The organism is Blautia argi (assembly GCF_003287895.1).
GTDB classification, from domain to species: Bacteria; Bacillota; Clostridia; order Lachnospirales; family Lachnospiraceae; genus Blautia; species Blautia argi.
Window position 1 is genome coordinate 1242840 of sequence record NZ_CP030280.1, and the last position, 25649, is coordinate 1268488.

General features: G+C 41.3%; 21 protein-coding genes and 1 pseudogene. 16 read left to right on the forward strand and 6 right to left on the reverse strand.

What is annotated here, in order from left to right; translation table 11 throughout:
* Positions 1–109: 109 nt before the first annotated feature.
* Together DQQ01_RS16390 and DQQ01_RS16395 are read right to left on the reverse strand one after the other, a co-directional pair.
* A complete protein-coding gene (locus tag DQQ01_RS16390; RefSeq protein WP_242980616.1) occupies positions 110–781 on the reverse strand; it encodes an MATE family efflux transporter in 672 nt (223 codons plus the stop codon).
* Positions 750–1430, reverse strand: a complete 681-nt coding sequence (locus DQQ01_RS16395; RefSeq protein ID WP_242980619.1) for an oligosaccharide flippase family protein — start codon at positions 1428–1430, stop codon at positions 750–752. The genes DQQ01_RS16390 and DQQ01_RS16395 overlap by 32 nt, the downstream gene beginning before the upstream one ends.
* A gap of 130 nt (positions 1431–1560) precedes the next feature.
* Here DQQ01_RS16395 and DQQ01_RS06160 point away from each other — a divergent pair, with 130 nt between their 5' ends.
* Genes DQQ01_RS06160 through mnmA form a run of 4 tightly spaced genes read left to right on the forward strand, consistent with a single transcriptional unit; the run spans position 1561 to position 4808 of the window.
* Positions 1561–2013 (forward strand): RrF2 family transcriptional regulator, encoded by a 453-nt coding sequence (locus DQQ01_RS06160; RefSeq protein ID WP_111919287.1) that lies wholly within the window; start codon positions 1561–1563, stop codon positions 2011–2013.
* Between the two features lie 19 nt (positions 2014–2032).
* Positions 2033–3226 carry a cysteine desulfurase NifS gene (gene nifS / locus DQQ01_RS06165; RefSeq protein WP_111919290.1) on the forward strand — a complete coding sequence of 398 codons (1194 nt, stop codon included), beginning with the start codon at positions 2033–2035 and terminating at the stop codon, positions 3224–3226.
* A gap of 50 nt (positions 3227–3276) precedes the next feature.
* On the forward strand, positions 3277–3723 hold the full coding sequence (nifU, locus tag DQQ01_RS06170; RefSeq protein WP_111919292.1) for a Fe-S cluster assembly scaffold protein NifU: 447 nt from the start codon (positions 3277–3279) through the stop codon (positions 3721–3723).
* A complete protein-coding gene (gene mnmA / locus DQQ01_RS06175) occupies positions 3723–4808 on the forward strand; it encodes a tRNA 2-thiouridine(34) synthase MnmA (RefSeq protein WP_111919294.1) in 1086 nt (361 codons plus the stop codon). Before nifU ends, mnmA begins: the two co-directional genes overlap by 1 nt.
* Positions 4809–4871: 63 nt before the next feature.
* Here mnmA and DQQ01_RS18090 read toward each other — a convergent pair.
* A pseudogene (locus tag DQQ01_RS18090) lies at positions 4872–5675 on the reverse strand (histidinol-phosphatase HisJ family protein).
* 237 nt (positions 5676–5912) lie between these two features.
* Between DQQ01_RS18090 and gap the strand changes: the two are divergent.
* From gap to DQQ01_RS06200, 4 genes are all read left to right on the forward strand, one after another.
* Positions 5913–6932 (forward strand): type I glyceraldehyde-3-phosphate dehydrogenase, encoded by a 1020-nt coding sequence (gene gap, locus DQQ01_RS06185; protein WP_111919296.1) that lies wholly within the window; start codon positions 5913–5915, stop codon positions 6930–6932.
* 104 nt (positions 6933–7036) lie between these two features.
* Complete coding sequence (locus DQQ01_RS06190) at positions 7037–8230, forward strand: phosphoglycerate kinase (RefSeq protein ID WP_111919298.1); 1194 nt, start codon at positions 7037–7039, stop codon at positions 8228–8230.
* Positions 8231–8402: 172 nt separating this feature from the next.
* Entirely contained in the window at positions 8403–9149 is a 747-nt protein-coding gene (tpiA, locus tag DQQ01_RS06195) for a triose-phosphate isomerase (protein WP_111919300.1), read from the forward strand.
* Between the two features lie 242 nt (positions 9150–9391).
* Positions 9392–10678: an MFS transporter gene (locus DQQ01_RS06200; RefSeq protein WP_111919302.1), complete on the forward strand. Its 1287-nt coding sequence runs from the start codon at positions 9392–9394 to the stop codon at positions 10676–10678.
* A gap of 136 nt (positions 10679–10814) precedes the next feature.
* Here DQQ01_RS06200 and DQQ01_RS06205 read toward each other — a convergent pair whose 3' ends face one another.
* From DQQ01_RS06205 to DQQ01_RS06215, 3 genes are all read right to left on the reverse strand, one after another.
* Positions 10815–12218 carry a helix-turn-helix domain-containing protein gene (locus DQQ01_RS06205; RefSeq protein ID WP_242980620.1) on the reverse strand — a complete coding sequence of 468 codons (1404 nt, stop codon included), beginning with the start codon at positions 12216–12218 and terminating at the stop codon, positions 10815–10817.
* Positions 12206–12628 carry a helix-turn-helix domain-containing protein gene (locus DQQ01_RS06210; RefSeq protein ID WP_111919304.1) on the reverse strand — a complete coding sequence of 141 codons (423 nt, stop codon included), beginning with the start codon at positions 12626–12628 and terminating at the stop codon, positions 12206–12208. The genes DQQ01_RS06205 and DQQ01_RS06210 overlap by 13 nt, the downstream gene beginning before the upstream one ends.
* Positions 12629–12714: 86 nt before the next feature.
* Entirely contained in the window at positions 12715–13632 is a 918-nt protein-coding gene (locus DQQ01_RS06215; protein WP_111919306.1) for a radical SAM protein, read from the reverse strand.
* A gap of 176 nt (positions 13633–13808) precedes the next feature.
* Between DQQ01_RS06215 and DQQ01_RS06220 the strand changes: the two genes are divergently transcribed.
* The 8 genes from DQQ01_RS06220 (at position 13809) to secG (ending at position 25599) form a co-directional block, all read left to right on the forward strand.
* Positions 13809–15308, forward strand: a complete 1500-nt coding sequence (locus DQQ01_RS06220) for a L,D-transpeptidase family protein (protein ID WP_111919308.1) — start codon at positions 13809–13811, stop codon at positions 15306–15308.
* Between the two features lie 185 nt (positions 15309–15493).
* Complete coding sequence (locus tag DQQ01_RS06225; protein ID WP_111919310.1) at positions 15494–16285, forward strand: transporter substrate-binding domain-containing protein; 792 nt, start codon at positions 15494–15496, stop codon at positions 16283–16285.
* Positions 16286–16299: 14 nt separating this feature from the next.
* A complete protein-coding gene (locus DQQ01_RS06230) occupies positions 16300–16992 on the forward strand; it encodes an amino acid ABC transporter permease (protein ID WP_111919312.1) in 693 nt (230 codons plus the stop codon).
* Positions 16982–17725, forward strand: coding sequence for an amino acid ABC transporter ATP-binding protein (locus DQQ01_RS06235; RefSeq protein WP_111919314.1), 744 nt, complete (start codon positions 16982–16984; stop codon positions 17723–17725). Before DQQ01_RS06230 ends, DQQ01_RS06235 begins: the two co-directional genes overlap by 11 nt.
* 181 nt (positions 17726–17906) lie before the next feature.
* Positions 17907–19448, forward strand: a complete 1542-nt coding sequence (gene gpmI / locus DQQ01_RS06240; protein WP_111919316.1) for a 2,3-bisphosphoglycerate-independent phosphoglycerate mutase — start codon at positions 17907–17909, stop codon at positions 19446–19448.
* Between the two features lie 244 nt (positions 19449–19692).
* On the forward strand, positions 19693–23946 hold the full coding sequence (locus DQQ01_RS06245) for a SpaA isopeptide-forming pilin-related protein (RefSeq protein WP_111919318.1): 4254 nt from the start codon (positions 19693–19695) through the stop codon (positions 23944–23946).
* A gap of 19 nt (positions 23947–23965) precedes the next feature.
* Positions 23966–25294: a phosphopyruvate hydratase gene (gene eno, locus DQQ01_RS06250; protein ID WP_111920849.1), complete on the forward strand. Its 1329-nt coding sequence runs from the start codon at positions 23966–23968 to the stop codon at positions 25292–25294.
* 68 nt (positions 25295–25362) lie between these two features.
* Positions 25363–25599, forward strand: coding sequence for a preprotein translocase subunit SecG (gene secG / locus DQQ01_RS06255; RefSeq protein ID WP_111919320.1), 237 nt, complete (start codon positions 25363–25365; stop codon positions 25597–25599).
* Positions 25600–25649 lie beyond the last annotated feature (50 nt).

Below are 25649 nucleotides of genomic sequence, written 5' to 3' on the forward strand. Positions count from 1 at the left end.
GCAATCTCCTTTGTATTTCGTAATCAGTATTGTTCAAAAACAAATTATAATACAAGAAAAGTACCTTGTCGATAGTTTTTCATGAAAACACTTCAGAACTTTAAAGTGACTATGTGCGAAAATAATCACGAAGAAAGTAAACGGACAAAAGGGTGGATAACAGCTCGCTGGCAATTAGACCCCAAAGATATCCCACAATACCATATCTGGGAATAACCAGACAGACAAAGAGAAGACGAAGCCCCAGTCCGGAGGTGTTTAAGAGAAAGCTCTGGTTTGCCAGTCCAAGTCCGTTTAAGATGCCGCTAAGAGTCCCAGATACATAAAGACAGGGACAGATAAAGGACAGTGTTTTAATAAAGGTTCCGGCAAATTCATTTTTAAATAACACAAGACCTAGAAAATCACCGGCAAAATAGAAGAAAGCGGTAGACAGAAGCCCCAGAAGCAGACCGTATTTCATGGACAGGAAAATGCTGTGCCGGATATGCCTGCGGTTGCCCACTGCCTGATGTTCTGCCACAGAAGGCAGCAAAACCGTGGATACAGCGTTGGTAATGGCAGAGGGAAAGAGAATAAGGGGAAGAGCCATTCCAGTCAAAATTCCGTATATGGAAAGAGCAGAGGCATTGTCCAGTCCGTAAAGCCGCAGGTGTCCCGGTATGAGTACGGTTTCAATGCTGTGGAGAAGATTCACCAGAAGGCGGTTGCAGGTCAGAGGAAGGGAAAGGCTCAGAATTGCTTTTAAATCAGCCAGAGGAGCCTTCATATGTCGCAGCATATAGTGATTTTTTTTTATAATCCAGAAGAATAAAAAAACCGGAGAAGAGCATGGAAACCAGCTCTCCACCCAAAAGTCCGCTGACGGCCAAAGATGGCGTGGGAGAAATACCCTGCTCGGTTTGGATAAGGAACAAAAGATAAGAGGTGCCAATGCGAGAAGTTTGCTCCAGAAGCTGTGCAAGGGCAGGTACAGCCATTTTTTTTCGGGCAAAGCAGTAGCCGCTTACACAGGCGTGGAAAGTACCTAAAGGAATGGAAAGCGCCATAATCTTTAAAAGCGGAGTACAGCTTTCCTCCAATAAAATATGCAGAGCAAACCAGGCTGCGTGACGGTACAGGAAAAAAGAAACCAGAATGGCAGTGCAGACAGAAAGGATCGTGGAAATTAAAAAAACATCTCTGGCGCCCTGCTCGTCTTTTAAAGCTGCCCGGGCTGCGGTAAATCTGGAAATGGCTGTCTGGATACCGCCTACAGACAGAGCAAAACACAGGGTTTGAATTGGAAAAATAAGCTGATAGATTCCCATGCCTCTGGCACCGATTGCCTGTGAGAGGAATATTCTATAAATAAATCCCATAATTTTCGTCAGAAAACCTGAGAGTGTTAAAACAAGGGTTCCTTTTAAAAGAAGCTGCCTATTGTTCATAGTTTCACCGAATTTTTCTTTTTCCTAAATATATTCCGCAAAGATGCTTGACAGAACAGGGGAAAGATGATATTCTACTTCCAGATTAGAAATCCGACTAAAATAGTAGGAATTGAAAAGAGGCGATAAATTGAAGCTTTCCACAAAAGGCAGGTATGGTTTGCGGGCAATGATTGACCTGGCGCTTTATAGTGATGAAGAAGCGGTATCCATACAAAGCATTTCTGCCAGACAGAATATTTCAGATAATTATCTGGAACAGCTTGTACGCAAGCTGAAAAAAGAAGGTCTGGTGGTCAGTGTCCGGGGAGCCCAGGGCGGTTATAAGCTGGCAAGACCTGCAGAGGAAATCTCGGTGGGAGATGTGCTGAGGGCGCTGGAAGGCAGTCTGGAGGCTGTTTCCTGCGGAGCAGGCAATAATGAGCACTGTCAGGGTGAGGATTTATGCGTTACCCGATATGTGTGGCAGAGAATTAACCGGAGTATACAGGAAACCGTAGACTCTATTATGATAAATCAACTGGTAGAAGAAAGCCGCAAAGCGCGGGATAAAGGACAGATCAAAGTGCAAAAATGTGATTAATCAATAGGAGATGAAGAGTATGAAAACAAGAATTTATCTGGATAATGCAGCAACTACAAAAACCTCTCAGGAGGTTGTAGACGCAATGCTTCCTTATTTTACGGAGGATTATGGAAATGCTTCCAGTATTTATGAAATTGGTCAGAGAAGCAGGGAAGCGATTACCAAGGCGCGTGAACAGATTGCTCAGGTAATTGGCGCCAAGACAGAAGAGATTTACTTTACGGCAGGCGGAAGCGAGGCAGACAACTGGGCGTTAAAGGCTACTTTTGAGGCATATGAAGGAAAAGGAAATCATATTATTACAACCAAAATCGAGCATCACGCCATTTTACACACTTGTGAATATCTGGAGAAAAAAGGTGCCAGAATTACTTATCTGGACGTAGATGAAAACGGTCTGGTGGATTTGGAAGAACTTCAGAAGGCGATTTGTCCGGAAACTATCCTGATTTCTATTATGTTTGCCAATAACGAAATCGGAACCATTGAGCCAATAAAAGAAATCGGTATGATTGCGAAAGAGCATGGCGTGCTGTTCCATACAGATGCGGTACAGGCCTTCGGACAGGTACCCATTGACGTGGACGATATGAACATTGATATGTTAAGTTCCAGCGCTCACAAAATCAACGGACCAAAGGGAATTGGTTTCCTCTATATCCGTAAGGGCGTGAAAATCCGTTCCTTTGTACACGGTGGTGCACAGGAGAGAAAGAGAAGAGCAGGAACAGAAAACGTACCGGGAATCGTGGGATATGGCGTAGCTGCCAAAAGAGCGGCAGAAACCATGGAAGAGAGAACAAAAAAAGAGAGAGAATTAAGAGATTACTTTATTCAGAGAGTTTTGGAGGAAGTTCCTTATACAAAATTAAACGGGGACCCTGTAAAACGTCTTCCAAACAATATGAATTTCAGCTTCCGCTTTATTGAAGGTGAGTCCCTGCTGATTATGCTGGATATGAAGGGAATTGCAGGCTCCAGCGGTTCTGCCTGTACATCAGGTTCCTTAGACCCTTCTCATGTGCTTCTGTCTATTGGACTTCCTCATGAGATTGCACATGGTTCTCTGCGCCTGACGCTTGGAGAAGACATTACAAAAGAGGATTTGGATTACACACTGGAACAGATTAAGGAAATTGTGGGAAGGCTGCGCGAGCTTTCTCCTTTATACGAAGATTTTGTGAGAAAACAGAAAAACAGTAAAAATTAATGGGAAAATTGAAAACAAGAAAAAACTTGAAATGAACGGAGGAATTTGTTATGTACAGCGAAAAAGTTATGGATCATTTTCAGAATCCAAGAAACGTAGGAGAAATTGAGAATGCCAGTGGTGTGGGAACTGTAGGCAATGCAAAGTGTGGAGATATTATGCGTATTTATCTGGATATTGATGAAAACCAGATTATCAAAGACTGTAAATTTAAAACCTTTGGCTGCGGCGCAGCAGTGGCAACCAGCAGTATGGCAACAGAGCTGGTCAAAGGGAAAACCATTCAGGAAGCCCTGCAGGTAACCAATAAGGCAGTTATGGAAGCCCTGGACGGACTTCCACCAGTGAAAGTACACTGCTCTCTTTTAGCAGAAGAAGCTATTCATGCAGCGCTGTGGGACTATGCAGAAAAACATGGTATTAAAATCGAAGGACTGACGAAACCAAAATCTGACATTCACGAGGGTGAAGAGGAAGAAGAGGAGGAAGAGTATTAATGGCAAAGAAAAAGGTAGTAGTAGGGCTATCCGGAGGCGTGGATTCTTCGGTAGCTGCTTTACTTTTGAAACAGCAGGGATATGAAGTTATCGGCGTTACCATGCAGATTTGGCAGGAAGAAAACCGGGAATTTCAGGAAGAGAATGGCGGCTGCTGCGGATTAAGCGCAGTAGACGACGCCAGAAGAGTGGCGCAGATGCTGGACATTCCCTACTATGTAATGAATTTCAGAAAAGAATTTCAGGAGAATGTCATTGATTATTTTACCCGGGAATACCTGGAAGGCAGAACGCCGAACCCGTGTATTGCCTGTAATCGGTATGTAAAATGGGAATCTCTTTTAAAGAGAAGCCTGGATATTGGCGCAGATTATATTGCCACCGGGCATTATGCCAGAGTGGAACAGCTTCCAAACGGCAGATATGCTATCCGCAATTCCGTCACAGCCAGAAAAGACCAGACTTATGCGTTGTATAATCTTACTCAGGAGCAACTTTCCAGAACCCTGATGCCGGTAGGAGATTATACAAAAGACGAGATTCGTTGTATGGCGGAAGAAGCAGGACTTCCTGTGGCGCATAAAAAGGACAGTCAGGAAATCTGTTTTGTGCCGGATAACGATTATGCGGGATTTATTGAAGAGCATACAGGAAAGCACATAGAAAAGGGTAATTATGTGCAAAAGGACGGTACGGTTATCGGGCAGCATGAGGGGATTATCCACTATACCATCGGGCAGAGAAAGGGATTGAATCTGGCTATGGGACGCCCGGTATTTGTGACGGAAATCCGACCGGAAAGCAATGAGGTAGTCATCGGGGAAAATGAGGATTTGTTTGTGCATAGCCTCCTTTGCGACAGAGTGAATTTTATGGCTATTGAGAAGCTGGAGGACGGTATGAATCTCATGGCAAAAATCCGTTATAATCATGCAGGAGCCCCCTGTACCCTGGAGGACGCGGGAAATGGAAAAGTGAAGGTAACCTTTACAGAACCCCAAAGAGCCATTACGCCGGGACAGGCCGTGGTGTTCTATCAGGGAGAATATGTGGCAGGCGGCGGCATTATTCTCGGGAGGGCATAGAAAAAGACTGTAGTGTCAGGAAAAGTCTGATACTGCAGTCTTTTGTCTTATCAAGCTGTATCCTTAGAGTTTTATAAATTCCGGTTTTCTTTTTCGGAAAATCGTATAATAGCGGAATCCACATGCCTTTAAAAGTTCGCCTGTCTTTAGAAAGTCATAAGCCATATGTTCCGGTGCATGGCCGTCAGATCCCAGTGTTAAAAGTTCGCCTCCCAATTCCCGGTATCGCAGAAGGATATCTTCTGTGGTGGGTTGGGGTGCCCCAGTCCGTATTTAAAGCCGGCGCTGTTGCACTCCAGCCCGATTCCCTTCTCAATCAGAGTTTTTAAAATCTCGTCCAGAATATCTGCATAAGTCTGATAGGAATAGCCTTTGTTTTTCTCGGGACCGTAGCGAACCACATAGTCGATATGTCCGCAGGTATCAAAGCAGGAAAAGGTTCTCAGGTTTTCCAGAACAACTTCAAAATATCGCTGATAGGCTTCTTTTTTGAGTCCTGTTTTCGTAAAATTCAGGATTGTATGGGTCAAGTCTGTCCACAATGTGAGTAGAGCCTATGAGAAAATCAAAATTCTCTGAATCGGCGAGTGCAGGAATTTCTTTCTTTAAATGTGGCTGCAGACCCATTTCCAGACCAAAGAAAACAGAAATCAAACCGGCATATTTTTCTTTTAATTCCAGGCAGGTTTTCTTATAAGCAGGCAAATTCACAAGAAAAGAAAAATTCCCCGGGGGAAAATCCAAATCCATGTGTTCAGTAAAGCAGATTCCGGGAAGCCCCAGAGAAATACCCTGCAAAATCATACGTTCCATGGGCGCATTGCTGTCACTGGAAAAGGAGGTATGTAAATGAAAGTCGTAATACATGGCAAAACTCCTTTGCTGTAAAAAAAGATTTTTTTTCATTATAAATGCTTATGAGCAGGGGTTTCAAGTATTATTACAGGAAATTGCTATTTAAATAAACAGGAATTTTGAAAATGGGCTTGAATTTTTGGATAAAAACAGGTACAATATGGACAAGGTTGATGTTTCTTTAACAAAGTTTTACGTTTGTTGAAGAACTCCCATATAAATCAATCACTTTTAGGAGGAATGAAAATCATGGCAGTAAAAGTAGCAATTAATGGTTTTGGACGTATTGGACGTCTTGCATTCAGACAGATGTTCGGAGCAGAAGGATTTGAAATCGTAGCAATCAACGATTTAACATCTCCAGCTATGTTAGCTCACTTACTGAAATATGATTCTACTCAGGGTAGATATGAATTAGCTGATAAAGTAACAGCAGGTGAAGATTCCATCACAGTTGACGGAAAAGAAATCAAAATTTACGCAAAAGCTAATGCAGCAGAACTTCCTTGGGGAGAAATCGGTGTAGACGTAGTTCTGGAATGTACAGGATTCTACACATCAAAAGAAAAAGCACAGGCTCATATCGATGCTGGTGCTAAGAAAGTTGTTATTTCCGCTCCGGCTGGAAACGACCTTCCTACAATCGTTTACAATGTAAACCACGAAACATTAACAGAAAATGACAACATCATTTCTGCAGCTTCCTGTACAACAAACTGCTTAGCTCCTATGGCAAAAGCATTAAATGACTTAGCTGAAATCCAGTCCGGTATTATGTGTACAATCCACGCTTACACAGGCGATCAGATGACACTGGACGGACCACAGAGAAAAGGTGATTTAAGAAGATCTCGTGCAGCAGCAGTAAACATTGTTCCAAACAGTACAGGTGCTGCAAAAGCTATCGGATTAGTTATTCCTGAATTAAACGGAAAATTAATCGGAGCTGCTCAGCGTGTACCAACACCTACAGGTTCTACAACAATCTTAACAGCAGTTGTAAAAGGAAACGTTACAAAAGAACAGATTAACGATGCTATGAAAGCAGCAGCTACAGAATCTTTCGGATACAACACAGATGAAATCGTATCCAGCGATATCGTTGGTATGAGATATGGTTCTCTGTTCGATGCTACACAGACAATGGTTCTTCCATTAGACAACGGCACAACAGAAGTTCAGGTTGTATCATGGTATGACAACGAAAACTCTTACACAAGCCAGATGGTTAGAACAATCAAATACTTCGGAAAATTATTAAACAAATAATTTTAAGGTATTTATAAAGGCTCAGAAAGGGGTCCGGTCTATTGTGGACCGGGCTCTTTTCGTCTTTTCAGAGCCGTAAAATAATGTAAAGGAGGCATTTTACAATGCTCAATAAAAAATCAGTAGATGATATTAATGTAAACGGAAAAAAAGTACTGGTTCGCTGTGATTTTAACGTACCATTACAGGAAGGTAAGATTACAGACGAAAACCGTCTGGTTGCAGCGCTTCCTACTATCAAAAAATTAATTGCTGACGGCGGAAAAGTAATTCTCTGTTCTCACCTTGGCAAGCCAAAGGGAGAAGCAAAACCGGAATTATCTCTTGCACCTGTTGCGGTACGTCTGTCTGAATTATTAGGACAGGAAGTAAAATTTGCAGCAGATCCGGAAGTTGTAGGACCAAATGCAAAAGCAGCAGTAGAAGCTATGAAGGACGGCGAAGTTATTTTACTGGAAAATACACGTTACAGAGCCGAAGAAACAAAGAACGGCGAAGCGTTCTCCAAAGAACTGGCTTCTCTTTGTGATGTATTCGTAAACGATGCATTCGGTACCGCACACCGTGCACACTGCTCTAACGTAGGTGTTACACAGTTCGTAGACACAGCAGTTGTAGGATACTTAATGCAGAAAGAAATCGACTTCCTGGGAAATGCAGTAAACAACCCGGAAAGACCATTTGTTGCTATCCTTGGCGGAGCAAAGGTATCCAGCAAAATTTCCGTTATCAATAACCTCCTTGACAAAGTAGATACTTTAATCATCGGCGGTGGAATGGCTTATACCTTCTCTAAAGCAGCAGGCGGAAATATCGGTATTTCCTTATGCGAAGATGATTATCTGGAATATGCATTGGAAATGAAAAAGAAAGCAGCAGAAAAAGGCGTAAAACTTCTTCTTCCTGTAGACCACAGAATCGGTGACGCATTCTCCAATGACTGCAATATCCAGATTGTAAAGAGCGGTGAAATTCCGGAAGGCTGGGAAGGTATGGACATCGGACCTGAAACAGAGAAAATCTTCAGCGAAGCTGTAAAAGATGCAAAAACAGTTGTATGGAACGGACCAATGGGCTGCTTCGAAATGCCTAACTTTGCACATGGTACAGCAGCCGTTGCAAAAGCACTGGCTGATACAGATGCTACTACCATTATTGGCGGTGGTGATTCTGCAGCGGCAGTTAATATTCTGGGATATGGTGACAAAATGACTCACATTTCCACAGGCGGCGGCGCTTCCTTAGAATTCCTGGAAGGCAAAGAACTCCCAGGTGTTGCAGCAGCAAACGATAAGTAGGCCGAAAGCAACTTAGCGAAAGCGAGCCAACGGCGAAGCTTGAGGTTAGTGCGAGGCCCTTCTCGAACCTTAGCGAGCATGTGTGCGAGCTTAGTTGAGAGAAGATACCCGTAAAGCAACTTAGCGAAAGCGAGCCAACGGCGAAGAAAATTGTAGAAAGAAGGATAAATCCATGGCAAGAAGAAAAATTATTGCTGGTAACTGGAAGATGAACATGACTCCAAGTGAAGCAGTTGAATTAGTAAACACATTAAAGCCACTGGTGGCAAATGAAAATGTAGATGTAGTATTCTGTGTTCCTGCAATTGATATTGTACCTGTTGTAGAAGCTGTAAAAGGCAGCAACATTCAGGTTGGTGCAGAAAACATGTATTTTGAAGAAAAGGGCGCTTACACAGGCGAAATTTCTCCAAATATGTTAGTTGATGCCGGAGTAAAATATGTTATCTTAGGACATTCTGAAAGAAGAGAATATTTCGGAGAAACAAACGAAGATATCAACAAAAAAATGCACAAGGCATTTGAACACGGCTTAACTCCAATTATGTGCTGTGGCGAAACTCTGGAACAGAGAGAACAGGGCGTGACAATGGACTTTATCCGTCAGCAGGTAAAGGTTGGTTTCCAGGGAATTACTGCAGAGCAGGCAAAAGAAGCAGTTATTGCTTACGAGCCAATCTGGGCTATCGGAACCGGCAAAACAGCTACTACTGAACAGGCTCAGGAAGTATGCAAAGCGATTCGTGAATGTATTGCAGAAGTTTACGATGAAGCAACTGCAGAAGCAATCCGTATTCAGTACGGCGGTTCTGTAAATGCAAAGACAGCTCCGGACTTATTTGTTCAGCCGGATATTGACGGCGGACTGGTTGGCGGCGCTGCCCTGAAACCGGATTTCGGTTCTATTGTAAATTACTAATTTTTAAATATGTCGTAGCGGAAAAAGCGGCTACCGTTTTGGCGATTGAAAAAATCGTAAAGCGGCAGCCGTTTTTGTTTGCAAAAAATGTCATAATCATACAACGTATTCGGTTAACATATATTTACTGATTTCTCCATTAAAAAAAGAAAAGAAATGATATATATTTACATGAGTAGAGATACTGGAATAGTATCTATTATGATTGTTGTAAAAAAAATTCAGTAAGTGAGGCGGTTATCATGAATACAATATTTAAGAATTATATCATATTTTGGGCAACACAATCTTTTTCGCAACTTGGAAGCGCAATGACAAGTTTTGCCCTTATTATATGGACATATGAACAAACAGGAGCAGCCCTGAGTGTTTCTTTATTATCCTTGTTTACATATGTTCCATATATTATAGTTAGTATATTTGCCGGTACTTTTATTGACAGAGCAAATAAAAAGAGAATATTAGCTATTGCAGATACATGTGCAGCATGTTGTTCGGTAATTATTTTTGTATTGTTTAGTTGTCATATGCTAAAGATTGAATATGTATATATACTCAACATGATTATTGGATTTATGAACGCATTTCAATCTCCGGCAGAATCTGTAGTGATAGGACTTCTAATACCAAAAGATAAACTTAAACAAGCCAGTGGCTTAGATTCTTTTTCGTCTAATCTAATCACAATTGTATCTCCTATGTTGGCAACAGCTTTAGTTAGTATTTGGAACATTGGCATTGTAGTTGTGTTTGATTTACTTACATTTGCTTTTGCTATTTTTTCTTTGATTTTTATGGTTCATGTAACAGAGGATATAGAAGTTACAGAAGAAAGCGGAGCATTTCGAGGGTTTAAAGAAGGACTTTCCTTTTTACAAAAGCATAAAGAAATTTGGTGTATTATTATAACGATGTCATTTATAAATTTTTTCTCAAGACTGACATACGAAAATATTTTGTCCCCTATGATATTAGCGCGAAGTGGAGGTTCAGAAATAAGCCTGGGAATTGTTAATGCAGCTATAGGAGGAGCTGGTATCATAGGGGGAATATTTGTTACGGCACTCACAAAAAAGATAGATGCTGTTTCTATGATTTATATTCCCATGATTTTTTCTTTTTTTTGCGGAGATTTATTAATGGGGATTGGAAATAATACAATAATATGGTGTATAGCAGGTATCGCCGCAAGTTTCCCTATTCCATTTATTTTTGCAGGTCAACGTATAATACTATATAGGGTGGTTCCCCGGAATATTCAAGGAAGAATTTTTGCTGTCAGAAATGCCATTCAATTTAGTAGTATTCCGATTGGGATTTTACTTGGCGGTTTGTTAGCAGATTATATTTTTGAACCATTTATGCTTCAAAAAGGCATGATTGCTTCTGTATTAGGAAGTTTGGTAGGGAATGAACAGGGAAGTGGAATGGCAGTAATGTTTTTATGTACAGGTATCTTGGGGGCAGTAGGGAGTATGATTGCTTTTCATCTACCAACAATTAAAAAAATGAAAAATAAATATTTTTGAGTTCAAAAGGAGCAAAGCTAGATAGTAAGCGCTTACTGAAATTTTAAAGGTTCATTCATTGACATTGTTCTTCAGTAATACCTGGAACGATGTCAATGAATAGAGAGATGTTCAAAAGGCTGCTGGGGTAATCCTTTTAGGAGTTTATTTTGTCATAATAATTGCTGATAATTTCTAAGTTTTCTTTGCTCTCGGGATAGAGGCAACATAAATTGTAAGCAATTTGGATATACTTGATACCATGATTTTTTTCTTCTGTGCAGTGAGTGATTTTGTGTTTTTCAATATAATTCCAACCTATATTATATACAAAGTAGTAAAGATAATTTCCCTTGTTATGATTCATAAGCCAAGAGATACCTTGGCGGCTTATGTTAATACTTTCTTCATATTTTCCCGATTTTCCCAATAGATTAGAATAATTTAGTAAAAATAAATGATAGGATTTTGTGTAATTATGGATATCGTTTTCAAAGTATTCATACATATTGTAAAACAATCTATTTGAAGTTTCGAAGTCACCTGTTTCTTCATAAGCAATAGCGAGATTATTTAAAATAAGTAATTCATTTTCTGTAAAAAAAGGTTTTGAATGAAAACTTTCTGGAGAGTATTCTTTGAATGATAATTTTAATAAAGTTTCCAGTTTTAAAATATATTCCGATAAACTAAGACAACCATTTTCATAATCTATTGTGTATTGAACTCGATTTATAAATTGGCAGTTTTCAGCATATGTCAAGGGTAAAAGATTTTTGCTGATTATATTGTTTATTTCGGCTTGAGCTTTATCGTATAGTCGATTTTCGAAATAATAGAGTAACTTATCGTGTAGTGCTAAGGTTCCAATATCTTCTGTTTGATAATGAAAGATAATAGTATCTTCTGGTATTCCCAGCTTTTTCATGATTTTACTATAGTTTTCTTCAGAAGGATTTAGAGAGCCATTTTCATATCGAGTTAAGGTATAAGAATCACATATATTTTCAGATAATTCTTCTTGAGTCATATTTTTTTTAATACGATAATAAGTGATTAATGAGGCTTTATTATAATCAGACATACTTACTGCATTAATATAAAGACAATGAGCATATTTTTTCTTCAAAAAATCTAAAATAGAAATTTGATTTTCATATTCTGATTGTTGTTCAGGAGTAATAGAAAATAGTTTTTCTTCCAGCTGCTTTTTTAAAGTAATTACTTCTTGCAAAGGATAAAAGAAATAATTTGCTATAAGCCCGTCAAAGGATTGTTGAATATAAGAATATGCTATACCAAAATTATTTTGTGTATAGTTTATTAAAGCTAGTTTATATAATACATTTAAATAGATATATCGAATGCCTAAACAATTTGAAGATTCGTTCCTTATGGAAGAGTCCAGTTTTGTATAAAGAACATGTGCATTTTTCAGTTCAGCTTTTTCTTCATAGGAAACTGCCAGGTAATATATTATTTGCAATTCAGTTAATGACAGCAAATTATGGTGGAATCCTTTATCGTCAATATATATTTTTGTTTTTTCTAATGATTGCAAAAAAAGGCTATTGCCTGTTCATGATTCCCCATATTTTTCATAATTAAACCGTGGCTATATAGACAGAATTGTTCATGTATTTTAGGGGATTTAGAAGATTTTAATTTTTTATAGTCAGATATAGCATTCAGAGCGTCATCGTATTTTTTGTTTTCAATAGAAGATGTAATAGTTGCCTGTAGCTGAGATAGTGTATATTCATCATTGTTGATAATCATTTCATATTGGTTTGAATCACACCCAAGTCTTTGTAATAAGTATGTTAATAAAAACTTATCAGGAATTCTTAAACCGTCTTCATATCTTGAGAGTGCCGTAATACTACACAGTCCGTTTGCCACTCTTTTTTTGGTATAATGTTTTGTAGTTCTTAATTGATATAAAAGTTCTCCTATTGAAAGTTCTAACATGAATTTGTTCCCCCTGGAAAATAAGTTAATTGTCAATGGTTTGAATATTAGATGGTTTGTTAAGCCGATAAGTCCGATACAGTTCTTTATAATCCCTCCAGATGAAAGGAGGGCGTATAGCTGGATTTTGCGCTGGTTCGTTCCTGCATAAACCCGTTGGTAAGTCCAAGAGCAATGGCTTTGTCCACCACTTTCCGGTATTCATAGGTAGTAACGCGGCGGTTGATTTCAGGATAATCGCTGCTTTTATAGGAGGGCGTATACTGGCTTAGCAGGCTGAGAAGAAAGCTGTTTTTGGGAAGGGATTCTTTTAGCCAGGTTAAAAGCTTAAAAGAATCTTCCTTGCAGCCTGGAAGCACCATATGACGTATCAGCACTCCCCTTTGCAGCATGCCTTCTTTGTCAAAGACAGGAGCAGGGCATTGCTGTACCATGGTCTGAATCGCCCGGCTGGCAAAGGTAAAGTAATCTCTGGCTTTGGAATAGCGAAGAGAGAGGTCTGAGTCGTAATATTTTAAATCCGGCAGCCAGATATCTACATAGTCTTTTAATAAAGCAATGGTTTCCGGTTTTTCGTATCCGCTGCTATTGTATACCACAGGTATAGTCAGACGATTTTTTACAGCGTCCAGGGCAGGAAGAATCTGAGGGAGAAACTGGGTGGCAGTTACCAGATTCAGATTGTGTGCGCCCCGCTCCTGAAGAGAAAGGAAAATTTCACCGAGCTGCTGAGAAGAGAGTTCTTTTCCAACGCCACCTCTGCTGATGGTATGATTCTGGCAAAAGCAGCATTTTAAAGTACAACCGGAGAAAAAGATGGCGCCGCTTCCTCTGGTGCCGCTGATGCAAGGTTCTTCCCAAAAGTGCAGTGCAGCCCTGGCAGCCCGGATTGTGGAGAAACAGCCGCAATAGCCTGCAGTGAGGTTGCGGTTTACTTTGCAGTTTCTGGGACAAAGCTGACAGGACGCAGTATCAGGAAGCGCGTATTCAGAATGATTTGTCATAAATGCAGATACTCCTTTCCATAGAAAAATGTGTGGAATTTGCTCCTATCATATAAAAATTTTAGCGAGATTTCAAGAAAAAGCTGGAAAAGGCTTTCTTTTTGCCTTTTTTTGGGGTAAAATAGCATGTGTGTAACTTGAAGATTTGAAACGTAGGGAAAAGGAAGCTTAAATTCATGTCAGAAAAAAAAGACAGTAAGAAAGAAAAACTGAAAAACCTGAAAAAAGCAGATGAGAGATTAAAAAAAGAGAGGAAACTCGGAGGAAAGAGAAAGAAGAAAAAGGGGTCTGGCAAGAGGATTGCCATAGGAGCAGCGGCAGCAGTTGCCGGTATCCTGGCAGTGGGCTATGTGGCGGGAGCCATCTACTATCAAAATAAATTTTATCCCGGTACAAAAATTAACGGGATATCCTGTAGTGGAAAAACAGTTGCAGAGATGAAAGAAGACATTAAAAAAACTTCAGAAACCTATACCCTTACCTTGCAGGGAAAGGAAAACAAACAGGAAACCATTAGCGGAGATGCCATTGGTCTGACGTATCAAGATGATAAAAGTCTGGAGAAGACGAAAGAAAGGCAAAACTCCTGGCTTTGGCCGGTGCAGATATTTCAGGATAAGGAATATGAGGTCAGTATGAACAGTTCTTATGACGAGGCAAGTCTGGAGCAGGTGGTAGGACAGCTTGCCTGTATGCAGGACGCCAATACGACACAGCCTCAGAACGCCCAGATTCAGGATAACGGAACTTCTTATGTAATTGTCCCGGAAGTATTGGGAACGGCTTTAGATAAGGAGAAAACAAAGGCAGCTATTAAAGAGGCTGTGGATACCAGAAAGGAAACGCTTTCCCTGGAGGAGGCAGACTGCTATCTGAAGCCTACGGTAGTGCAGACAGACGAGGCTTTAAAGAAGGAAGCAGACAGGTTAAATGCTTTGACTGGCGCGCAAATCAGCGTGAATTTTGGAAGCGGAAAAGAAACCATTACCAGAGATATGATGAAATCCTGGCTGAAAAAAGGAGAGGACGGGAACTATAGCTTTGATGAAGGACTGGTAAAAGCCACGGTGATTGGGTGGTCTGAAAAGTACAACACCTATGGAAAGCCAAGAGATTTTCAGACTTCAGGAGGTGCGACTGTGCATCTGACCGGAGGGGATTATGGCTGGAGAGTTTGGCAGGATAAAACCACAGAAGCCCTTATGCCAATTTTAAATGAAGGAAAGAGCCAGGAACTGGAAGCGACCTGGCTGTATAAGGGACAGAGCCATGGTGGAAATGATATTGACGGAACTTATGTGGAAATTTCTATCAGTGAACAGCGTATGTGGTTTTATAAAGACCATGCCTGTCTGGTGGATACCCCTGTAGTTACAGGAAATCCCAACAAGGGGAACGGAACTCCGGCAGGAGGCGTGTGGAGATTAAAGGATAAGGCAAGTCCCTTTACCCTAGTGGGTAAAAAGCCAGACGGAAGCATTGATTATGAAGAACCGGTCAATTACTGGCTGCCATTTAACGGCGGTGTCGGGATTCACGACCTGACCAAAAGAACTGCATTTGGCGGGGATATTTATCTATACAATGGTTCTCACGGCTGTATTAATACACCCCTTGACCAGGTGCGTGTGATTTACGAAAATATAGAAGTCAATACGCCTGTGGTGGTGTACTAATTTTAAAGAACTGCTGTACAACTGATATGTATATATTTCATATTACAGATTGGAAATGTACAGCAGTTTTTGTTGTATTTTTTCCTTGCAAAATGAAAGAAAAGCTGATATAATGCATAACAGTTGAATAAATATACATTATATACAGAATAAATGAATAATGTATGAATAAAGGAGAGCGGATTATGAAAAAGAAAATTTTAGTAATGGCACTTATGGCATCTGTTTTGGCAGCAGCAGGCTGTGGAGAGAAAAAAGCAGCAGAACCGGTAGAAATTTCTTCCAAAGAGGATTTAGCAGATTTAAAAATCGGTGTGCAGATTGGAACTACAGGGGACAGTCAGGCAAGTGAAGCGGTAAAAGAGGATAAGCAGGTAAACCGTTTTAACAAAGGTGCTGATGCCATTCAGGCATTAAAAAACGGTAAGATTGACTGCGTTGTCATTGATTCCCTTCCTGCTGAAAAGTTTGTAGAAGCAAACGATGACTTGAAAATCGTGGACGGTATTTTTGATAAGGAAGAGTATGCGATTTGTCTGAAAAAAGGAAATACAGAATTAAAGGAAGAAATGAATCAGGCGCTTAAAGAGTTAAAAGAGGACGGAACCTTAGACCAGATTCAGAGCAATTACATTGGAGATGAAATTGGCAAGCACCCCTACGAATCTCCGGAAGATGCAGACCACTCTAAAGGAACTCTGACTATGGCAACCAATGCGGAGTTTGAACCATGGGAATATAAGGAAGGCGACGAAGTGGTTGGAATTGATGCCGATATTGCAAAGGCAGTTTGCGACAAAATGGGATATGAATTGAAAATCGAGGATATGGCTTTTGAGATGATTCTGGCTACGGTAGATACCGGAAAGGCAGATTTCGGAGCAGCAGGCATGACAGTAAACGCAGAGCGTGAAAAGAGTGTAGATTTTACAGATACATACGCAGAAGCAACTCAGGTCGTGATTGTTAAGAAATAATAAGGAGAGAAAAAATGTTGGAAAATTTACAGGCATGGTTTGAACGGTATTTCGTGGATAACGGCGCAACCTCCTGGTGGCTGGAGGGCTTGAAGACAACGGTACTGGTTACGCTTCTGGCTCTCTGCATTGGTGTGGTGTTGGGATTTCTTGTTGCAATTATCCGTACAACCCATGAACAGACCGGAAAACTGAAAGTATTAAACCTGATTGCAAAGGTTTACCTGACAGTGATTCGCGGTACACCGTCCATGATTCAGATTTTGATTTTTTACTCCGTGGTTTTTGCCAGTGTGAACCTGAATAATATTATTATCGGCGGGATTGCCTTTGGTATTAATTCCGGCGCATATGTGGCAGAAATTGTCCGTTCCGGTATTATGTCCATTGATAAGGGGCAGACAGAGGCCGGAAGAAGTCTGGGACTTTCCGCAGTACAGACACTGTGGCTGATTATTATGCCCCAGGCATTTAAAAATGTGCTGCCTGCTTTAATTAATGAATTGATTGTATTATTAAAAGAAACAGCGATTATCGGTTATATCGGTACAACAGATATTACAAAAGCAGCAACGCTGGTACAGAGCCGTACCTACAGTGCCTTTGTGCCTCTGATTTCAGCGGCAGTTTTCTATCTGGTGCTGGTTATGCTGCTGACCCACTTTATGGGTAAGCTGGAAAGGAGGCTGCGTAAGAGTGAACACTAAAGGAGAGGTTTTGATTCAGGTACAGAATCTTCAGAAATCCTTTGACGGACATGTGGTTTTGGACGGGATTTCCACAGAAATTCACAAAGGAGAAGTTGTTGCTGTTATCGGTCCTTCTGGTTCCGGTAAATCTACATTTCTGCGTTCTCTGAATTTGATGGAAGAACCCACAGACGGAAAAATTTTGTTTGAAAATGTAGATATTACAGATCCCAAGATAGACATTAACCGTCACCGACAGAAAATTGGTATGGTATTTCAGCAGTTTAACCTGTTTCCACACAAGACTGTAAAGGAAAACATTATGCTGGCGCCGGTGACCTTAAAGCTGATGAGCCGGGAAGAGGCGTCCCAAAAGGCTGACGAGCTTTTGGAGAGAGTGGGACTGCCGGATAAAGCAAATGCATATCCGGGTCGTCTTTCCGGTGGACAGAAGCAGCGTATTGCTATTGCAAGGGCTCTGGCAATGAATCCGGACGTGATGCTGTTTGACGAGCCCACCTCAGCTCTTGACCCGGAGATGGTAGGAGAAGTTCTGGAGATTATGAAGGAACTGGCACATACAGGCATGACTATGGTGGTTGTTACCCATGAAATGGGATTTGCAAGAGAGGTGGCCAATAGAGTTCTGTTTGTGGACGGCGGAAATATACAGGAAGACGCGGAACCCCAGGAGTTTTTCAGTAATCCGAAAAACCCGCGTTTAAAGGAATTTTTATCAAAAGTGTTGTAAGAAAAGGAATCTGCTGCATCTGAAGTAATATGTGTTTCATGCAGCAGATTTTTTGTTTTACATAGAGTTTTATCCTTTTGTAAAAATGGAAATCTTGGGATTGAAAAATCTGGGATTTCTGTTAAAATATAAACGAGTAAAGAGTTAATTCATTAAATTTTTATATAAAGGAGAAAATACCATGAGTAAAAAACCAACCGTATTAATGATTCTGGACGGATATGGATTAAATGACAAGTGTGAAGCAAACGCTGTATGCGAAGGCAAAACACCGGTTATGGATCAGTTAAAAGCACAGTGCCCATTTGTAAAAGGTAATGCCAGCGGTATGGCAGTAGGACTTCCGGAAGGACAGATGGGAAACTCAGAAGTGGGACATCTGAATATGGGTGCAGGTCGTATTGTATATCAGGAACTGACAAGAATCACAAAAGAAATTGAAGACGGAGATTTCTTTAAAAACGAGGCGTTGTTAAAGGCAGTAAGAAACGCAAAAGAACAGGACAGCGCACTGCACCTGTTTGGCTTAATGTCAGACGGCGGTGTACACAGTCATCTGACTCATGTATTCGGTCTTCTGGAGCTGGCAAAAAGAGAAGGGCTTTCCAAGGTGTTTGTTCACTGCTTCTTAGACGGAAGAGATACTCCTCCTACTGGCGGAAAGGGCTATGTAGAGCAGCTTACTGCAAAAATGGAAGAATTAGGAGTAGGACAGGTTGCATCTGTTATGGGTCGCTACTATGCTATGGATCGTGATAACCGTTGGGATCGTGTAGAGCTGGCTTTCAATGCTATGACAAAGGGTGAAGGCGTACAGGCAGAATCTGCTGTAGATGCCATTCAGGCTTCCTATGATGAAGAAAAGACTGATGAGTTTGTTCTTCCTACAGTGATTGTAAAAGACGGCGCTCCGGTGGGAGCCATCAAAGATAAGGACTCAGTTATCTTCTTTAACTTCCGTCCGGACCGTGCAAGAGAGATTACAAGAGCTTTCTGTGATGATGAATTTACAGGCTTTGCAAGAGAAAAAAGACTGGATTTGACCTATGTATGCTTTACAGAATACGACCCAACCATTCCAAACAAAGAGGTTGCTTTCCATAAAGTATCCATTACAAATACTTTTGGGGAATTTTTAGCAGCAAACGGCCTGAAACAGGCTCGTATTGCAGAAACAGAAAAATATGCACACGTTACATTTTTCTTTAACGGTGGTGTGGAAGAGCCAAACGAAGGAGAAGACAGAATTTTGGTTAAATCACCAAAGGTTGCAACCTATGATTTAAAACCGGAAATGAGTGCTTACGAAGTATGCGACAAGCTGGTAGAGGCAATCAAATCTGATAAATACGATGTGATTATCATTAACTTTGCAAACCCGGATATGGTCGGACATACAGGTGTGGAAGCAGCCGCTATCAAGGCAATTGAAGCTGTTGACGAATGTGTGGGAAAAGCAGTAGAAGCTTTAAAAGAAGTAGACGGACAGATGTTTATCTGTGCAGACCACGGAAATGCAGAGCAGTTAGTAGATTATGAAACAGGCGCACCGTTTACTGCACATACCACAAATCCGGTTCCGTTTATCCTGGTAAATGCAGATCCTTCTTATGGTTTAAGAGAGGGAGGCTGCCTGGCAGATATTGCGCCGACACTCATTGAATTAATGGGAATGGAGCAGCCTGAAGAAATGACAGGTAAATCTCTGCTTATTAAAAAATAAAAAAAGTAACCAAAATTTTCTCCGAGAGAATCGAGAAGATTTTGTATAGTATTCCGGGTTGTATTTTTACAACCCGGGTGCTATGATAAAGTCACATTTCAAAAGAAATCTAAATCATCATGACCGGTCGGTCAGACAATCCAAAACAACAAAATTGAATATGGGGAAACGGACAGGGACAGTGGTTTTGTAGTGTCTGAATTGATGTATTTGTCCCTTCTGGATTTCCCGGAAAGGGGACATTATGAGTAAAAACCGAAAACAAAAAGTGCGCCTATGGGGAGCAGTATTTGCCGTATTTTTATGTATGTGTGGTCTTATACAGGCAGCAGAACTTGGAAAGGTAACCATGGAGAGAGGAAGGTGGGTGGAATATCCTCGTTTTTGGGGCGCTCACGGAACTTATTTTTACACAGCGCATACGAACCAGGGGGATTATACTGCCTATTGTCTGGAACCTGATAAAAATTTTGTGCCGCCGGGAGAGTATGAGCCTGAATTGCAGCCGGATAACGATGGTCTGCGGGCAGCGCTTTACTATGGTTATGGAGGTCCGGGACAGGGGGAGTACATTGATAATTCTGCCTATGAAAATCTGGGAGAATGTCCTTTAGAGGACGCAAAGTATGTACGGACGCATTTGGCTGTTTCTTATTTTTTTGATAAGGAAAATGCTTTTCACAATATGGACGAAGGAGATGTGCAAAATTCCGGTGTATGGGAATTTATTGAATGGCTGCAGGGGAGAGAAATTCCAACGGTTTCCTCCCGGTTTTCAAAAGATGTTCTGACCGCGTATTACGAAAAAGGAGCAGATTATCAGAGAACGGAAAGTATACAATATCTTTCTGAAAATCAGGAAAACAGAATTTCCTTTACCTGTCCGGAAGGTGTGATATTGCATAACGAAACAACAGGAGAGGAAAAGGCAGGAATTGTCAGTGTAAGGGCAGGAGAGAGCTTTTATTTTTCCGCACCTCTTGATATCAGTGTAAAGGCAGGAGAAATCTGGAAATCCGGAAAATTACAGGGGGAAAAAGACGGAAGATGGGAAGCCGTGGTGTTGCCGTCCAAAGGAGATGCTCAGACATCAGGATATGGCTGCTTTAGTGCTGAAAATACAGAGCCTGTAGAATTCCAGGTACAGTGGACAACCCTGGGAGATTTAGAAATACAGAAAACCGATGCAGAAACCCAGGAGGCGGCGCCTCAGGGGAATGGAAGTTTAAAAGGCGCTGTTTACAGTGTCTTCTGCGACGGACAGGAAGCGGGAACCATAGAAACAGATGAAAAGGGATACGGAAGATTAGAGAAGGTAAAGGCGGGAACATACACCATAAAAGAAACAAAAGCGCCGGCAGGTTATGAATTGGATACAGAAACCTATACTGTAACTGTGCCGGGGAAAGACGGAAGCACCTCTGTGAAAATTCTTTCTAAAGAGCAGCCCATAAAGGTGCGGATAAAGCTGCAGAAAATTGATGATGAAACAGGAAAGCCCCTGCCTCAGGGGAACGGGGTGTTAAAAGGCGCAGAATATACGGTTTATGCAGCCGAAAACATTGGCAGCATGAAAAAGGACAGCGCTGTGGGAATAATTGTAACAGATGAGCAGGGAAAGGGAACTCTGGAAAATCTTCTTCCAGGAAAATATTATATTAAGGAAACAAAGGCATCTGAGAAATATTTTTTAGATGATACCAGATATGAAGTGAGTTTTCCTCTAGACGGAGAGAAAAAAGAAGAACTGATCACCAGCAGAGAAAAACCGGTAAGGGGTCTGGTTGAGCTGCAGAAGCAGGACGCAGAAACAGGGGAAAAGAAACCACAGGTGACTGGTGCGGTTTTTAAAGGTGCTGTTTACGGTGTTTATGCACAGGAAGATATCGGAAATATGAAAAAAGGCGAAAAGGTTACAGAAATTGTAACAGACAGCAAAGGATACGGAAAAGCGGAAAATCTTTTCTGCGGCGCTTATCTGGTAAAAGAATTGTCTGCCCCGGAGGGGTATCTGACAGATGAAAAAGAATATAAGGTAGTAATCCCTGAGGCAGAGGAGGGCAGTACACAGCTGAAAATCCTCATTAACAGTAAGGAAAAGCCCATTCGGGGTGATGTGTCTATTACAAAGTTTTTAAAAGAAGAACAGGAGGACAGTAGTTTTAAAAAACCGGGAGAGGGAATTTCCTTTACATTTACGGAAAAGGGGAATGAAAAGAATCAGGTGACAATTACAACAGATAAAAACGGATATGCTTCTACAAAGGATAAAAAATATACGGAGGGAAGACTGCTTTATGGGACGTATGAGGTAAAAGAGTCCAATGTTCCGGAAGGCTACACGCCGGTGGCGCCTTTTGAGATTACGATTAAGGAAAAGCATCAAACCTTGTATTATATTCTGGAAAATGATGCGATTCTGTGTCCGGTAAAAGTTGTAAAAACAGCGGCAGATACAGGAAAGGTCATTGCAAAGCAAGGAGCCAGATTTAAAATTCAGAAAAAAACAGAAAAGGGCTGGGAAGACCAGGAATTTTTGGTTTCCATGTATCCGCAGGAAACCAGACAGACAATTTTTGAAACAGATGAAAGCGGCAGTTTCCATTTGCCTCAGAAGCTGAAAGCAGGACAGTACCGGGTAGTCGAGGTAGAGCCGCCAAAGGGTTATGCGTTGAATCCGGTTCCTGTGGAATTTACTATAAAAAACGGTATGGATCAGGGGAAAAATCTGGAGATACTGTTTGCAGATAAGCCTCAGCAGGGAAAAATCCGCCTTGTAAAAAGGGACGGGGATACAGGAGAAGTTCTGGGGGCAGGTTTTGTATTTTCTGTGATAGCCGGGGAGGATATTTATACAGGAGATAAAACATTGCGCATGAAAAAAGGGGAAGAAGCCGCGCGGATTACCACAGGAGAGGACGGAACAGCAGAAACGGGACTTTTATATCCGGGGAAATATCTGGTGAAGGAAGAACAGGCTGGGGAGTATTATGCAGAAAGTCGGAAGATATATGAGGCAAAAGTAGAGGCAGAGAGCAAGGAAGAGATTTTTCTGACAGAACTTGAGGCAGACAATAAAAAGACCAGAGTAGAAATAGTCAAGACAGAGGCAGGAGAAAAGGAAAAATTTTTAAAAGGCACAGAGTTTACCTTGTACAGAGAAGAACAGTTGACAAAGGAACAGATTACAGGAAGCCAAGAGTTGCCACAGGAAGGGGAACAGGTTTTAATTACAGATGAGAAGGGATTGTGTGATGCTGTGAATTTAAAGCACAATACCGTTTATTATCTGGCAGAAACAAAGGCGCCGGAGGGATATGCAAGAAGTAAAGAATTGTACAAGTTTGCAGTGGACGAAAAAGGATATATAGAAGGACAGGATACTTTCAGAGTGGAATTGGAAAATTATCCTATTACTTTAGAGATATCCAAAAAAGGACAGAAGGAAAACACAGAACTGCAGGGTGCAGAATTGGTTCTTACAGAAGAAGACGGTACGAAAAAAGAATCCTGGACAACAAAAGAAAAGCCTCATGTCATAAAATATTTAAAGCCGGGCAACTATATATTAAGGGAAGAAAAAGCGCCGAAGGGATATAAAACGGCAGCAGAGATGCGGCTGGAAATAAAAGATACTCCTGAGATTCAGAAAGAAGAAATGAAAGATGAATATTTAAAGGGAAATCTGCAGATTACCAAAAAAGACAAAGAAAATAAGGAAACATTAGGCGCAGGATTTGTGTTTGTCCTGACAGCGGCAGAGGATATTTGTACACCGGAGGGAAAAACCGTATGGAAAAAGGGGGATTTCGTGCAGGAATTTTCTACAGATGAATCAGGAATTGCCTGTGCAAGAGATTTATTTCCAGGAAAATATCAGGTTTATGAAAAGATATCCGGGGAATATTATGCAGTAGAACAGGAAAAATACGATGCTGTTATACAAATAACCAAAGAAAATACAGGGAAAGACTGTGCGCTTACAATTTATAATGAAAAGACAAAGCTGATGCTGGAAAAGACGGATTCTGTGAAAAAAGCGCCCATGGAACAGGTGGAATTTGCCTTTGCGGAGGCAGATAGAACCCAAAAAGAAATGAGCAGGGAAGAGGTACTGGAAAAAGGAATCCGAAGGACAACAGACAAGGAAGGAAAGATTTGTTTGTCAAAATTAAAGCATGGGAAAGCTTATTTTCTGACAGAGGTAAAAACAAGAGAAGGCTATATACTGGATAAAACCGTATATCGGGCAGAAGTAGATGAACAGGGACTTATTAACAAAGAAAAAAGAAAAGTTCTGAAGCTGGAGAATAAGCCTGCAGTGGCAAAGGAACAGCCAAAGACAGAGAAACCAAAACCGGAAAAAACGAAAACTGTAAAAACCGAAGACGAAAGCAGAAGTGTGCTGTTTTTGCTTTTGGGTGCAGGAGGCGCAGGTGTATTTCTGGCGGCAGCCAAGGGCAGAAAAAAGAAGGACAGTAGTAACAGAAAGCATTAAAAGTCAGGAGGTATTTACTATGAACCGTTATTTGCCTGTCAGAAAGGTTTACGCAAGAGAAGTGTTGGATTCCAGAGGCAATCCAACTGTGGAAGCAGAGGTTACTGTGGGAGAAGGAATTGTGGGAAAAGAGGGATATACCGGAAGGGCGATTGTGCCTTCCGGTGCCTCTACCGGAAAATTTGAAGCGCTGGAGTTGCGGGACAAAGAAGAACGCTATCAGGGAATGGGAGTAAAAAAGGCAGTAGAACATGTAAACACTCACCTGGCAGACGCAGTGCTGGGAGAAAATGCCCTTTGCCAGAACCGGATTGACAGACTTCTTCTGGAAGCAGACGGTACAGAAACAAAGGAGCGTATGGGCGCCAATGCCATACTGGCAGTATCTCTGGCAGTAGCAGATGCAGCGGCAAAGGCAATGCGTCTGCCTCTCTATCAGTATCTGGGCGGCTGTAATGCAGTGACCATGCCGGTTCCCATGATGAATATTTTAAATGGCGGAAAGCATGCGGAGAATACAGTGGATTTCCAGGAATTTATGATTTTGCCGGTAGGCGCCTGCTGCTTTAAAGAAGGGCTTCGTATGGGAACAGAGGTTTACCATTGTTTAAGAAAGATTTTAAAGGACAGAAAATTGTCTGTGGCAGTGGGAGATGAAGGCGGTTTTGCACCGAATCTGAAAAGTGCAGGAGAGGTTCTTGCCATGATGACAGAGGCAGTTCAGGCAGCAGGTCTGCAGCCCGGGAAAGATATCTGCTTTGCCATTGATGCGGCAGCAAGCGAATTGTATCAGGAAGAAAAACAGGGATATTATTTTCCGGGGGAATCCTTTATGACAGGGACAGAGGTACTGCGTACAGCAGAGGAGATGATTTCTTATTATGAAGAACTGGTAAAAGAATTTCCTGTGGTATCCATTGAGGACGGGTTGGATCAGGAGGATTGGACAGGCTGGAGTCTTCTGACAAAGAGGCTGGGAAATAAGGTACAACTGGTGGGAGATGATTTGTTTGTAACGAATACCGAACGGATAGCAAAGGGAATAGAAGAAAAAGCCGGCAATGCAGTGTTGATAAAAGTAAATCAGATAGGAAGTCTGACAGAAGCGCGTCAGGCAGTGGAACTGGCGCACAGGGCAGGATATCGAACCATTCTTTCTCATCGTTCAGGAGAGAGTGAGGATACGTTTCTGGCAGACCTGGCAGTGGCATCAGGCAGCGGACAGATAAAGGCAGGCGCTCCCTGCAGAGGAGAACGTACGGCAAAGTATAACAGGCTTCTTGCTATTGAAGACCAGTTGGGAGAAACAGCTGTCTACAGGTGGCAGGGAATAAATGGCAATCTCTAAAAATAACAGTTGAAATCAAGGCACTCCTGTGTTAAACTTTAGTTGTTTAGCAATTAGGAGGTGTGAAGGTGGAAATTTTAAGAACTGTATTAACCGTACTTTTCGTTATAGATTGTATAGGATTATCTGTTATTATTCTGATGCAGGAGGGAAAGTCCCAGGGACTGGGAAGTATTGCCGGAATGGCAGATACTTACTGGGGAAAAAATAAGGGACGCTCCATGGAAGGCGCATTGGTAAGAGCAACCAAGATAATGGGTGTTTTATTTTTTGTGCTGGCATTGGTATTAAATCTGAACTTTTAATTATGACACTCTTGCTTTGCAAGGGTGTCATCTTTTTAATCAATGAATCA

Excerpts from the sequence above, each read along its gene's own strand:
- DQQ01_RS16390 (WP_242980616.1), bottom strand. The coding sequence starts at position 781 with ATGCTGCGACATATGAAGGCTCCTCTGGCTGATTTAAAAGCAATTCTG.
- DQQ01_RS16395 (WP_242980619.1), bottom strand. The coding sequence starts at position 1,430 with ATGAACAATAGGCAGCTTCTTTTAAAAGGAACCCTTGTTTTAACACTC.
- nifS (WP_111919290.1), top strand. The coding sequence starts at position 2,033 with ATGAAAACAAGAATTTATCTGGATAATGCAGCAACTACAAAAACCTCT.
- nifU (WP_111919292.1), top strand. The coding sequence starts at position 3,277 with ATGTACAGCGAAAAAGTTATGGATCATTTTCAGAATCCAAGAAACGTA.
- mnmA (WP_111919294.1), top strand. The coding sequence starts at position 3,723 with ATGGCAAAGAAAAAGGTAGTAGTAGGGCTATCCGGAGGCGTGGATTCT.
- gap (WP_111919296.1), top strand. The coding sequence starts at position 5,913 with ATGGCAGTAAAAGTAGCAATTAATGGTTTTGGACGTATTGGACGTCTT.
- DQQ01_RS06190 (WP_111919298.1), top strand. The coding sequence starts at position 7,037 with ATGCTCAATAAAAAATCAGTAGATGATATTAATGTAAACGGAAAAAAA.
- tpiA (WP_111919300.1), top strand. The coding sequence starts at position 8,403 with ATGGCAAGAAGAAAAATTATTGCTGGTAACTGGAAGATGAACATGACT.
- DQQ01_RS06200 (WP_111919302.1), top strand. The coding sequence starts at position 9,392 with ATGAATACAATATTTAAGAATTATATCATATTTTGGGCAACACAATCT.
- DQQ01_RS06210 (WP_111919304.1), bottom strand. The coding sequence starts at position 12,628 with ATGTTAGAACTTTCAATAGGAGAACTTTTATATCAATTAAGAACTACA.
- DQQ01_RS06215 (WP_111919306.1), bottom strand. The coding sequence starts at position 13,632 with ATGACAAATCATTCTGAATACGCGCTTCCTGATACTGCGTCCTGTCAG.
- DQQ01_RS06220 (WP_111919308.1), top strand. The coding sequence starts at position 13,809 with ATGTCAGAAAAAAAAGACAGTAAGAAAGAAAAACTGAAAAACCTGAAA.
- DQQ01_RS06225 (WP_111919310.1), top strand. The coding sequence starts at position 15,494 with ATGAAAAAGAAAATTTTAGTAATGGCACTTATGGCATCTGTTTTGGCA.
- DQQ01_RS06230 (WP_111919312.1), top strand. The coding sequence starts at position 16,300 with ATGTTGGAAAATTTACAGGCATGGTTTGAACGGTATTTCGTGGATAAC.
- gpmI (WP_111919316.1), top strand. The coding sequence starts at position 17,907 with ATGAGTAAAAAACCAACCGTATTAATGATTCTGGACGGATATGGATTA.
- DQQ01_RS06245 (WP_111919318.1), top strand. The coding sequence starts at position 19,693 with ATGAGTAAAAACCGAAAACAAAAAGTGCGCCTATGGGGAGCAGTATTT.
- eno (WP_111920849.1), top strand. The coding sequence starts at position 23,966 with ATGAACCGTTATTTGCCTGTCAGAAAGGTTTACGCAAGAGAAGTGTTG.